6 protein-coding genes and 3 rRNA genes are annotated in these 12,211 nt (G+C 42.6%); 3 read left to right on the top strand and 6 right to left on the bottom strand.

What is annotated here, in order from left to right; all coding sequences use genetic code 11:
- The first annotated feature begins 127 nt into the window (after nucleotides 1-127).
- The 3 genes from BME96_RS07305 (at nucleotide 128) to BME96_RS07295 (ending at nucleotide 3,040) form a co-directional block, all read left to right on the top strand.
- Nucleotides 128-1,390 carry a BaiN/RdsA family NAD(P)/FAD-dependent oxidoreductase gene (locus tag BME96_RS07305; RefSeq protein WP_019378182.1) on the top strand — a complete coding sequence of 421 codons (1,263 nt, stop codon included), beginning with the start codon at nucleotides 128-130 and terminating at the stop codon, nucleotides 1,388-1,390.
- 112 nt (nucleotides 1,391-1,502) lie between these two features.
- Nucleotides 1,503-1,694: a hypothetical protein gene (locus BME96_RS07300; RefSeq protein ID WP_033354065.1), complete on the top strand. Its 192-nt coding sequence runs from the start codon at nucleotides 1,503-1,505 to the stop codon at nucleotides 1,692-1,694.
- Between the two features lie 155 nt (nucleotides 1,695-1,849).
- On the top strand, nucleotides 1,850-3,040 hold the full coding sequence (locus BME96_RS07295; RefSeq protein WP_071648768.1) for a dicarboxylate/amino acid:cation symporter: 1,191 nt from the start codon (nucleotides 1,850-1,852) through the stop codon (nucleotides 3,038-3,040).
- A gap of 922 nt (nucleotides 3,041-3,962) precedes the next feature.
- Here BME96_RS07295 and rrf read toward each other — a convergent pair.
- From rrf to BME96_RS07265, 6 genes are all read right to left on the bottom strand, one after another.
- Nucleotides 3,963-4,078, bottom strand: a 5S ribosomal RNA gene (gene rrf, locus BME96_RS07290).
- Between the two features lie 85 nt (nucleotides 4,079-4,163).
- Nucleotides 4,164-7,079 (bottom strand): 23S ribosomal RNA (locus tag BME96_RS07285).
- A 252-nt stretch (nucleotides 7,080-7,331) separates the two neighbouring features.
- A 16S ribosomal RNA gene (locus tag BME96_RS07280) occupies nucleotides 7,332-8,897 on the bottom strand.
- The 16S, 23S and 5S rRNA genes sit together here, the layout of an rRNA operon.
- A 582-nt stretch (nucleotides 8,898-9,479) precedes the next feature.
- On the bottom strand, nucleotides 9,480-9,917 hold the full coding sequence (locus BME96_RS07275; protein WP_060679149.1) for a CBS domain-containing protein: 438 nt from the start codon (nucleotides 9,915-9,917) through the stop codon (nucleotides 9,480-9,482).
- Between the two features lie 86 nt (nucleotides 9,918-10,003).
- Nucleotides 10,004-10,975 (bottom strand): UV DNA damage repair endonuclease UvsE, encoded by a 972-nt coding sequence (gene uvsE / locus BME96_RS07270; RefSeq protein ID WP_071648767.1) that lies wholly within the window; start codon nucleotides 10,973-10,975, stop codon nucleotides 10,004-10,006.
- A 107-nt stretch (nucleotides 10,976-11,082) separates the two neighbouring features.
- Nucleotides 11,083-12,207, bottom strand: coding sequence for a Ger(x)C family spore germination protein (locus BME96_RS07265; protein WP_060679144.1), 1,125 nt, complete (start codon nucleotides 12,205-12,207; stop codon nucleotides 11,083-11,085).
- Between the last annotated feature and the right edge of the window lie 4 nt (nucleotides 12,208-12,211).

Raw genomic sequence — 12,211 nt, 5'->3', positions numbered from 1 at the left:
CTTCTATCCTATATAATATGTCGTTTCTTACACAACTAAAAAGTGACAATATATTTATTTTCCATATGTAAATATTGAGCAGAACAACCTGCAAGTGGTAAGATACATAGGAAAGGAATGAAGTATAGTGACTTATGATGTAATTGTTATCGGTGGTGGGCCTTCTGGTTTAATGGCTTCCATAGCAGCAGCTGAACATGGAGCAAAAACTTTGCTGCTTGAAAAAGGAAAAAAACTCGGTAAAAAGCTTGCTATTTCTGGTGGCGGGAGATGTAATGTTACCAACCGTCTGCCGGAAGAAGAAGTAATTAAACATATCCCTGGTAATGGGAGATTTCTATATAGTGCATTTTCTGTATTTAATAATTATGATATTATTCGCTTCTTTGAAGACCTTGGTGTCCAACTGAAAGAAGAAGATCATGGGAGAATGTTTCCTGTTTCTAACTCTGCCCAATCAGTTGTTGATTCTCTACTTAACAAGATGGAAAAGCTGCATGTTGATGTTCGTAAAAATACATCCGTGAAAGCTATCCATTACTCAGAAGAAGGACATACGATTATTCTCTCAGATGGCGAAAAAATAGAAACGAATGCTGTAATTATTGCTGTTGGAGGAAAGGCCGTCCCACACACCGGATCCACAGGTGATGGTTATGCATGGGCAAAAAAAGCAGGCCATACCATTACAACACTGTATCCAACAGAAGTGGCTCTCACTTCTAAAGAAGATTTTATAAAAAACAAAGACTTACAAGGATTATCGCTTAGAAATGTTGCTGTATCGGTATTAAATAAAAAAAGCAAACCAATTATTACTCATGAGATGGATATGATTTTCACTCATTTTGGCATTTCCGGACCAGCGGTGCTTCGTTGTTCACAATTTGTAGTAAAAGAATTGATGAAAGGCCGGGAAGAAATACCAATAGAAATTGATGCTTTACCTGACCACAATGAAGAAGCTTTATTTAGAGAAATAAATACAATGCTTAAGAAAAATCCTAAGAAGACTATAAAAAATATTTTTAAAGGGATTGTTCCAGAACGATTCCTGCAATATATTCTGCAAAAAAATAATATAGCTGAAGAGCAAAAGGCCGCTAATATTGCTAAGGAATCCATACGAGCAATTCTTCACGATATGAAACATTTTACATTCCATGTTCATGGATCACTTCCATTAGAAAAAGCTTTCGTCACAGGTGGCGGTGTTTCTATTAAAGAAATTGTCCCAAATACAATGCAATCAAAGAAAATGCACGGCCTATATTTTTGTGGAGAAATTTTAGACATCCATGGTTATACGGGGGGTTATAATATTACCTCTGCACTAGTAACAGGCAGACTCGCTGGGGTTAATGCAGCAAAAGAAGTTTCTGGCAGATGATACCTAGAATGATTTCTTTCATAAGTGCCAACCTAAGAATGTCTGGAAGGCGATTACCTTTCCAAGATAATTTGGGCACAAAATGAAGGATCATGAGAGGATGGAGTATGAAATGCAAAAAAATGGAATGTGGATACCAATTATTGCTTCCGTAGGTGTTGGAGCAGCAACATTTTATACAATGACCAAAAGCAATCAAAATTTTGGACAAACCATGCAGAAAATGATCCCATTCGTCACACAAATGTCAACGAATGGAAATCAAAGTAACTCTCAACAGCTTGGTCCCTTTGGTATGAGCTAGACAGAATACAGCGTACCTGTCATTTAGATAGGTACGTTGTTCTTTTTACTGCTCAGCAAGCTCTAAGGGTTTGGATTTGTTTCTTAAAAATATATTAGACGAAATACGATATTGTATTGTAGAATAGGTGTATTACATAAAAGGAGGTAACATCATTGAAGGGCATTGGACTATTAATTAAAATAATAATCGCAATTGTTTTAGGTATTGCCATCGGCTCTTTCTCAAATGAATGGTGGATTCAATTATTCGCTACATTTAACGGGCTTTTTGGTAATTTTCTCGGTTTTGTAATTCCATTAATTATTCTAGGTTTTATAGCACCCGGGATTGGCTCTATGGGAAGAGGTGCAGGAAAACTTTTAGGTCTAACTGGAGCTATTGCATATACGTCAACAATTTTAGCAGGTGTTTTAGCATTTATCGTGGCTAAATCAATCTATCCAACTTTACTGAGCGGTCAATCGTTGAAAGCGTTTTCTGATCCCAGTGAAGGTTTGAGTAAAGCTTTTTTTGAAGTAGAAATGGCTCCATTAATGGGAGTAATGACAGCTTTGCTTCTCTCTTTTGTAATTGGATTGGGAATTGCTTCAATAAAAGGTGATACCTTGTTACGATTTACAGAAGAATTCCGTGATATTATCCATTTGGTTATCGAAAAAGTAATTATTCCACTTTTACCTTTTCACATTTTTGGGATATTCGCAAATATGACTTATGCTGGACAAGTAAGTACTATTTTAAGTGTATTTGCAAAAGTATTTGTTATGATCGTTATTCTACATATACTTTATCTAACGGTTCAATACACAGTTGCAGGAACATTAAGTAAACAGAACCCATTTTCTATGCTTAAAAGAATGTTACCAGCATATTTTACGGCATTGGGAACTCAATCATCCGCAGCTACAATTCCTGTTACACTAAAACATACAAAAACACTTAAAGTACGTGATAGAGTTGCCGACTTTACCGTACCATTATTAGCTAATATTCATTTATCAGGAAGCACGATAACATTAGTTAGCTGTGCACTTGCAGTTATGTTTCTACAAGGAGATACGGCTACATTTTCTGCAGTATTCCCTTTTATATTAATGCTAGGGGTTACTATGGTCGCTGCACCAGGGGTACCTGGGGGAGCAGTAATGGCAGCAATCGGTTTGTTGGAATCGATGCTTGGATTTGGTCCTACAATGGTATCCTTAATGATTGCACTATATCTTGCTCAAGACAGTCTTGGTACTGCATGTAATGTTACAGGAGATGGCGCTATCACTTCAATAACAAACTCATTAAGCAAAAACAAGAACCATACAGAAACAGAACAAGTTGAAGCATTATAAAAATAAATAAGGATATTTTTTAACTTTAGGAAGTCAGACAGTGCACACCACAAGGCACTGTCTTTCTGATCCTGAGTTAGGTTTATTTAACTACTCAATCTTCCAAGAACATTGCCCTTCTGCGGTTTTCTATAACAAAATTTCACTTAAATTTAGAGAAAGCATGCTAATTTATCGCTAGTTTTTTTATAAGCGGATAGCTCTAATGTGGTACTTATAGCTCTTTAGTTTTTCATCAATTTGTTTCTTAGTAGCTAGCCTACAGCCTATTTTCTTAGAAGAAATAATTTATTCCCTCTCTTTTAATAACCTCTTCCCCTCACCTACTATTAGTTCATATGATAATCTTCTCATTTTACATTCATAGAATTTCTAAATTTTAAGTTATTGTTGCTATTAGCTAGGCTTCTATCGTTGGGATGGGGATTTTGTCCATTAGGGATGAGCTATTGGACAGTTTATGGCATTTGGATGGTGCTTTTGTCCATTAGAGAGGTGCTATTGGACAGTTGTTGGCATTTGGATGGTGCTTTTGTCCATTAGAGATGATCTATTGGACACTTTCTGGCGTTTGAATAGGAATTTGTCCATTAGAGAGGTGCTATTGGACAGTTCTTTGCGTTTGGATGGAGGGTTTGTCCATTAGAGACGAGCTATTGGACATTATGAGGCGTTGGGATGGCGGATTTGTCCATTAGAGAGGTGCTATTGGACAGTTCTTTGCGTTTGGATGGAGGGTTTGTCCATTAGGAAGTTACTATATAGCACAATTCATAACGATTGACTCAAGTATTATCTCTGATCAATATTTACAGATTCGAATTCTCAAAAAAGGAATTGGGGCGATATGGCATTTCCTCCTAGAAATCATCCATATAAAAAAGCATTGTGATACGTAGCGTATCGCAATGCTTTTTGAATTGCCTAGCGGCGTCCTACTCTTGCAGGGACAAAGTCCCAACTACCATCGGCGCTGGAGAGCTTAACTTCTGTGTTCGGCATGGGAACAGGTGTGACCTCTCCGCTATTGCTACTAGACAACTTTTTAGCGGTATTTATCATAAAATGAATTTATACCCTAAAAACTAAATAAGAGGGGAACAACGACATTCAAAGAAGAAAATTAGTTAAGTCCTCGATCTATTAGTATCCGTCAGCTCCACGTGTCACCACGCTTCCACCTCGGACCTATCAACCTCATCGTCTCTGAGGGATCTTACTCACTCGAAGTGATGGGAAGTTTCATCTTGAGGGGGGCTTCATGCTTAGATGCTTTCAGCACTTATCCTTGCCACACGTAGCTACCCAGCTATGCTCCTGGCGGAACAACTGGTACACCAGCGGTGTGTCCATCCCGGTCCTCTCGTACTAAGGACAGCTCCTCTCAAACTTCCAACGCCCACGACGGATAGGGACCGAACTGTCTCACGACGTTCTGAACCCAGCTCGCGTACCGCTTTAATGGGCGAACAGCCCAACCCTTGGGACCGACTACAGCCCCAGGATGCGATGAGCCGACATCGAGGTGCCAAACCTCCCCGTCGATGTGAACTCTTGGGGGAGATAAGCCTGTTATCCCCGGGGTAGCTTTTATCCGTTGAGCGATGGCCCTTCCATGCGGAACCACCGGATCACTAAGCCCGACTTTCGTCCCTGCTCGACTTGTAGGTCTCGCAGTCAAGCTCCCTTCTGCCTTTACACTCTACGAATGATTTCCAACCATTCTGAGGGAACCTTTGGGCGCCTCCGTTACCTTTTGGGAGGCGACCGCCCCAGTCAAACTGCCCGCCTGACACTGTCTCCGGACCGGATCACGGCCCTGGGTTAGAATGGTCGTACAGCCAGGGTGGTATCCCACGGATGCCTCCACCGAAGCTGGCGCTCCGGTTTCCAAGGCTCCCACCTATCCTGTACAAGCTGTACAAACATTCAATATCAGGCTACAGTAAAGCTCCACGGGGTCTTTCCGTCCTGTCGCGGGTAATGCGCATCTTCACGCATAGTATAATTTCACCGGGTCTCTCGTTGAGACAGTGCCCAAGTCGTTGCACCTTTCGTGCGGGTCGGAACTTACCCGACAAGGAATTTCGCTACCTTAGGACCGTTATAGTTACGGCCGCCGTTTACTGGGGCTTCGGTTCTGCGCTTCGCGTAAGCTAACGCTTCCCCTTAACCTTCCAGCACCGGGCAGGTGTCAGCCCCTATACTTCGCCTTTCGGCTTCGCAGAGACCTGTGTTTTTGCTAAACAGTCGCTTGGGCCTATTCACTGCGGCTCCTCCTTAAAGGAGCACCCCTTCTCCCGAAGTTACGGGGTCATTTTGCCGAGTTCCTTAACGAGAGTTCTCCCGCTCACCTTAGGATTCTCTCCTCGCCTACCTGTGTCGGTTTGCGGTACGGGCACCTATGAACTCACTAGAGGATTTTCTGGGCAGTGTGAAATCAGGAACTTCGGTACTCAATTTCCCTCCCCATCACAGCTTGAAATTGTTGGACGGATTTGCCTATCCAACTTTCTCACTGCTTGGGCGCACACATCCATCGGTGCGCATTCCTTATCCTACTGCGTCCCCCCATCGTTCAAACGCTCATGAGGTGGTACAGGAATATCTACCTGTTGTCCATCGCCTACGCCTTTCGGCCTCGGCTTAGGTCCCGACTAACCCTGAGAGGACGAGCCTTCCTCAGGAAACCTTAGGCTTTCGGTGAAAGAGATTCTCACTCTTTTTTCGCTACTCATACCGGCATTCTCACTTCCAAGCGCTCCACCAGTCCTCACGGTCTGACTTCACAGCACTTGGAACGCTCTCCTACCATTGTTCGTAAGAACAATCCGCAGCTTCGGTGATACGTTTAGCCCCGGTACATTTTCGGCGCAGAGTCACTCGACCAGTGAGCTATTACGCACTCTTTAAATGGTGGCTGCTTCTAAGCCAACATCCTGGTTGTCTGGGCAACTCCACATCCTTTTCCACTTAACGTATACTTTGGGACCTTAGCTGGCGGTCTGGGCTGTTTCCCTTTCGACTATGAACCTTATCACCCATAGTCTGACTCCCAAGTCTAAGTAGCTGGCATTCGGAGTTTGACTGAATTCGGTAACCCGATGAGGGCCCCTAGTCCAATCAGTGCTCTACCTCCAGTACTCGTTCCTTGAGGCTAGCCCTAAAGCTATTTCGGAGAGAACCAGCTATCTCCGTGTTCGATTGGCATTTCACCCCTACCCACACCTCATCCCCGCATTTTTCAACATACGTGGGTTCGGGCCTCCAGTCAGTGTTACCTGACCTTCACCCTGGACATGGGTAGATCACACGGTTTCGGGTCTACGACCACATACTCAAATCGCCCTATTCAGACTCGCTTTCGCTGCGGCTCCGTGTCTTCCACTTAACCTTGCATGGGATCGTAACTCGCCGGTCCATTCTACAAAAGGTACGCCGTCACCCATTAACGGGCTTCGACTACTTGTAGGCACACGGTTTCAGGTTCTCTTTCACTCCCCTCCCGGGGTGCTTTTCACCTTTCCCTCACGGTACTGGTTCACTATCGGTCACTAGGGAGTATTTAGCCTTGGGAGATGGTCCTCCCGGATTCCGACGGAATTTCTCGTGTTCCGCCGTACTCAGGATACACTCCGGAGAGAATTCCTTTTCGATTACAGGGCTCTTACCTGCTGTGGCTGATCGTTCCAGATCGATTCATCTAAAGAATTCCTTTGTAACTCCAAAAGAGTGTCCTACAACCCCAGAAAGCAAGCTTTCTGGTTTGGGCTAATTCCGTTTCGCTCGCCGCTACTTGGGAAATCGCATTTGCTTTCTCTTCCTCCGGGTACTGAGATGTTTCAGTTCCCCGGGTCTGCCTCACATAGCCTATGTATTCAGCTATGCGTACTGTTCCATTACGAACAGTGGGTTCCCCCATTCGGAAATTCTCGGATCGATGTCTACTTACGACTCCCCGAGACATATCGGTGTTAGTCCCGTCCTTCTTCGGCTCCTAGTACCAAGGCATCCACCGTGCGCCCTTATTCACTTAACTATTTTTACAATGAATAAGCGTGCTAATTTCTTAGCCTTGCTTTTATATTTAAAATTGATGTCGTTGTTACTCTTATTTAGTTTTCAAGGTACAAAAAGAGAGATTCGCTCTCTCAAAACTGAACCAAACAACCATGTATGTCCTTACCGGAAGACCCGAGGGCCTGGGCCTGCAGGATGCAGGTCATGCCGACGTTGCCACAGGACGTGGCGAACTTAGTCGGTCTTCCGTTTCCTCGTTCTAAATCCTTAGAAAGGAGGTGATCCAGCCGCACCTTCCGATACGGCTACCTTGTTACGACTTCACCCCAATCATTGGTCCCACCTTCGGCGGCTGGCTCCAAAAGGTTACCTCACCGACTTCGGGTGTTACCAACTCTCGTGGTGTGACGGGCGGTGTGTACAAGGCCCGGGAACGTATTCACCGCGGCATGCTGATCCGCGATTACTAGCGATTCCGGCTTCATGCAGGCGAGTTGCAGCCTGCAATCCGAACTGAGAATGGTTTTATGGGATTTGCTTGACCTCGCGGTTTCGCTTCCCTTTGTTCCATCCATTGTAGCACGTGTGTAGCCCAGGTCATAAGGGGCATGATGATTTGACGTCATCCCCACCTTCCTCCGGTTTGTCACCGGCAGTCACCTTAGAGTGCCCAACTAAATGCTGGCAACTAAGATCAAGGGTTGCGCTCGTTGCGGGACTTAACCCAACATCTCACGACACGAGCTGACGACAACCATGCACCACCTGTCACTCTGTCCCCGAAGGGAACTCGGTATCTCTACCGATTACAGAGGATGTCAAGACCTGGTAAGGTTCTTCGCGTTGCGTCGAATTAAACCACATGCTCCACCGCTTGTGCGGGCCCCCGTCAATTCTTTTGAGTTTCAGCCTTGCGGCCGTACTCCCCAGGCGGAGTGCTTAATGCGTTAACTTCAGCACTAAGGGGCGGAAACCCCCTAACACCTAGCACTCATCGTTTACGGCGTGGACTACCAGGGTATCTAATCCTGTTCGCTCCCCACGCTTTCGCGCCTCAGCGTCAGTTACAGACCAGAGAGTCGCCTTCGCCACTGGTGTTCCTCCACATCTCTACGCATTTCACCGCTACACGTGGAATTCCACTCTCCTCTTCTGTACTCAAGTCCTCCAGTTTCCAATGACCCTCCACGGTTGAGCCGTGGGCTTTCACATCAGACTTAAAGGACCGCCTGCGCGCGCTTTACGCCCAATAATTCCGGACAACGCTTGCCCCCTACGTATTACCGCGGCTGCTGGCACGTAGTTAGCCGGGGCTTTCTGGTTAGGTACCGTCAAGGTGCCGCCCTATTCGAACGGCACTTGTTCTTCCCTAACAACAGAGCTTTACGATCCGAAAACCTTCATCACTCACGCGGCGTTGCTCCGTCAGACTTTCGTCCATTGCGGAAGATTCCCTACTGCTGCCTCCCGTAGGAGTCTGGGCCGTGTCTCAGTCCCAGTGTGGCCGATCACCCTCTCAGGTCGGCTACGCATCGTTGCCTTGGTGAGCCGTTACCTCACCAACTAGCTAATGCGCCGCGGGCCCATCTGTAAGTGGTAGCTAAAAGCCACCTTTCAACTTCCCATCAGGTGATGAAAAGTATTATCCGGTATTAGCCCCGGTTTCCCGGGGTTATCCCAGTCTTACAGGCAGGTTGCCCACGTGTTACTCACCCGTCCGCCGCTCGTTCCACAAGCGTCACCTCCGAAGAGGATCACCTTGCTTCCCGCGCTCGACTTGCATGTATTAGGCACGCCGCCAGCGTTCGTCCTGAGCCAAGATCAAACTCTCCAAAGAAAACTAGCTTTTGATTTTATCAAAAGCGTAGTTGCGCTTGTGCAACGAAGAAACGAGTTCTTCTTGCCATAAAAGTTTGAATAAGATCGACACCAATCAATCTTATCTCATGTCTTAGCTGCAGAAGCAATAACTTCTGGCTTTTTAAAAATTAACGAAAAACGTCATGTTTTTCTTGACATACTGGTTGTTTTGTTCAGTTTTCAAAGAGCAAATTAGAGTGTCACTTCAAAAAAGCGACTTTAATATCATACCACCCAGAGAATAATGTGTCAACAACTTTTTTCATAGTTTATAAGTTTCACATTGTTCTCCCAAATTGGCGACCCAATTAATATACCATATATTAATATACGAGGTCAATATGTTTTTTTCGAATGATAATGAATGGGATGTGCTGAAAAATTTGTATTCTGTTTGAACAGCGAGATTAATATTACAGCCCATGCCTTTGCTTGTCAACTATAAAAAATAGCTACACTTATTTATATACCCACTCTATACTATTATAAAACATAAAGTTGTTGCCAAATTATAATTTGGCAACAACTTGGTAGAGAAGTTAAAGCATTTCATTTATCGTTACTTTTGAGGACTAGATGGTGTTGAAATATCTGTCAGCGTTTGTTCAGCTTGTTGATTATATTGATCTTCTACTGCAAGGTCCCCTAAAGAAACCATTCCAACAATTTCTCCATTTTCTACAACCGGTAAGCGTCTAATTTGTTGCTGAGCCATCATATGGGCAGCCTGTTGCACATTCATTTCAGGTGTACCTTGAACAACTTTCTGTGCTGTCATTACTTCTGAAACTGGTGTCTGGGACGCCTCTCCTTGTGCTGTCGAACGAAGCGTAATATCGCGGTCCGTAATAATGCCAGTCATTTGCCCATTTTGATTAACAACAGGAACTGCCCCAATGTTATTCTCACTCATTATCGCAGCTGCTTCCTGTATCGACTGTGTTTCCTTCACTGTAAATACATTGGATGTCATAATGTTTCTTAATTGTTGATTCATGCAATAACCTCCCTTTCACTACATAGGGTGGTTGTTCTTGACAATTATATTATAGGTAGTTTTTACAAATATAAAAGTTCCTCATTTTATTTAATTAAAAAACTTCCTCCATCCACTAGTTCCGCTTCAGAATAATTTTGAACTTCCTTCATTAATTGAAATAAAGCTTTGTCCTTTTGCTTTGCTTCAATCATGCAATCTATTTGTTGAACACTCCCTTTAATTACCTTAAGAAAATCCATAAACATTTCGCTGTTAATAAAATCAGCATGAGATCTGTAATTAGATTCCGATTTCGGACTTGAGATGTGCATTTTAATAGGTAAGCTTGAATGTTCCCACGTTTTAAGAATACGTGGCCAATGCTCCTCCCAACGTTCACCCTTTTTATGATTGGCAAAATGATGATGAATATCAAAAACAAATGGGACTCCTAATTTTTCACAAAGAAACAGTGTATCACTAAGATCGAAAGTCTTATCGTCGTTTTCTAAAATAAGCATCTTTTGTAAATCAGCAGAGAGAAATCCCCAATTATGAATAAACTGTTCTAACGCTTTTTCCTTATTGCCATACGCACCTCCTACATGCATGACACACCGATGCTCTGGATGTATCCCCATACCACTGAGTAAACGTTCATGCATTCTTAGTGTTCTTACAGCCTGATTAAAGACATCTTTTTTCGGTGAGTTGATTAACACAAAGTGATCTGCATGGAAGTCCACTCTCATCCTAGGATGACTTTCTAAAAACGCACGTATGTTATGGAGACTTTCTTCTAAGTGCTTTACATAATTCCACCTTGGTATTTCTGGATGATTTACAAGAGGAATTAACTTAGATGACATACGATAAAAATGGATACCATGTGCAACATTATGTCTTAATAACCGTAGAAGATTAGCTAAATTCGTTGCTGCAATTTGAACTATTTTTCTTAAGGCAGCATTCTTATCTTCTATTTGTGAATAGCGGGAAAAAGTCATTGTTTTTGATGTAGAGCTATTTTTTACGTGCGTACTTATTGCTGAATAGCCTAAACGAACTAAAGTCATTGCGGCACCACCTCCATACTAACTATTGATCTTAAACAATCACGCTATGTCACATTCTTTTGAAATAGATGTTTGTTAACTTCAATACTTAAATTTTCCAAACCCAATTATTTAATTTTCCCTGCACCTGAATGCCGTAAATAAACATCTACTTTCGGATTAAGTTTAATCGTTTTCAAATATAGCCCTTCGTTCTTTAACTGCTTCCACAACTTGTAATCTTCCCGGTACAACTCATACTCTAAGTTTAGAAAGTCAACCCCATCCTCTTTGCCCAATTCATAAAAATCAATGATTTCCTTTTTTATTAGAGAAGAAATTTTTTTACTTATTTCATTATTATTTAAAGAGGCTCGATTCTTTTGGTTTGTTACATAAGAATCAAACTTCACGTTATAATCTACTTGAGGCTTTCCTTTTTTCCTATGATATTGTTTGTTAATTCGAATATTTTCTATTACAACAAGCAATTTACTATCTTGATACGGAATTGTGACTGAAGTCCGCTTGGTATCTGGGGTTGCCCACCGTATTGACCTAATTTCATCCAATTCATAATACTTATTAACTCCTTGCTGCCCCATAAAGAAAGCACCATCAAAAGAAAGCTTCGGATCATCTTCCTGATTTTGTTCCCATTGCTTCTTATTTACATAGAGAGAAGGTAAAAAGGTTGTAAAAGCTGGTTCTGTTATTTCTCTTGCGTACTGATGAAGCTTTATAGGTCGAATAATAGAATCCTGTTCTTCAATATTTTCCGGGTTATGCAAAATGGTTTCAGTAGGAGGCTGGTTAAAAAAACCTGGTGTTGACATTATCTCGGTCATATTTCCTTTCACACCAAATATCCAAGGTGTTGGACGGAATTCATGATAGCGAAGAATTCCGTCCAAAATATCATCAAATCCTTCTTTAATCGCTGATTCATCAAGTATAATACTACTTACATGAGACCAGATAATTCTCTCTTGAGCAGTATTATACAAATCAAACAAGGCATCATTAAAAGTTTCCCCAGACGATTCAGAGACAAGAATTTGACTTGTAGCACCTTGCGCACCCTCTACATTCGATAAACTGTTTAGCCCGACCATCTGGACATGAGTAACATATCTTCCTTCTTTGTATTCAATGCCTATTGCAGTAGCATAGTTCATCTTTTGAATTTCTTTAATGTCACTACATCCCATAAGCAACAATAAGCAAATACAAACTATAATTAGCTTCTGCATATTC

Origin of the sequence: Virgibacillus halodenitrificans, assembly GCF_001878675.1 — a bacterium.
In the GTDB taxonomy this organism is placed as follows: domain Bacteria; phylum Bacillota; class Bacilli; order Bacillales; family Amphibacillaceae; genus Virgibacillus_Q; species Virgibacillus_Q halodenitrificans.
Note: the sequence above shows the minus strand (reverse complement) of the source record. Positions and strands in the feature narration are given on the sequence as shown.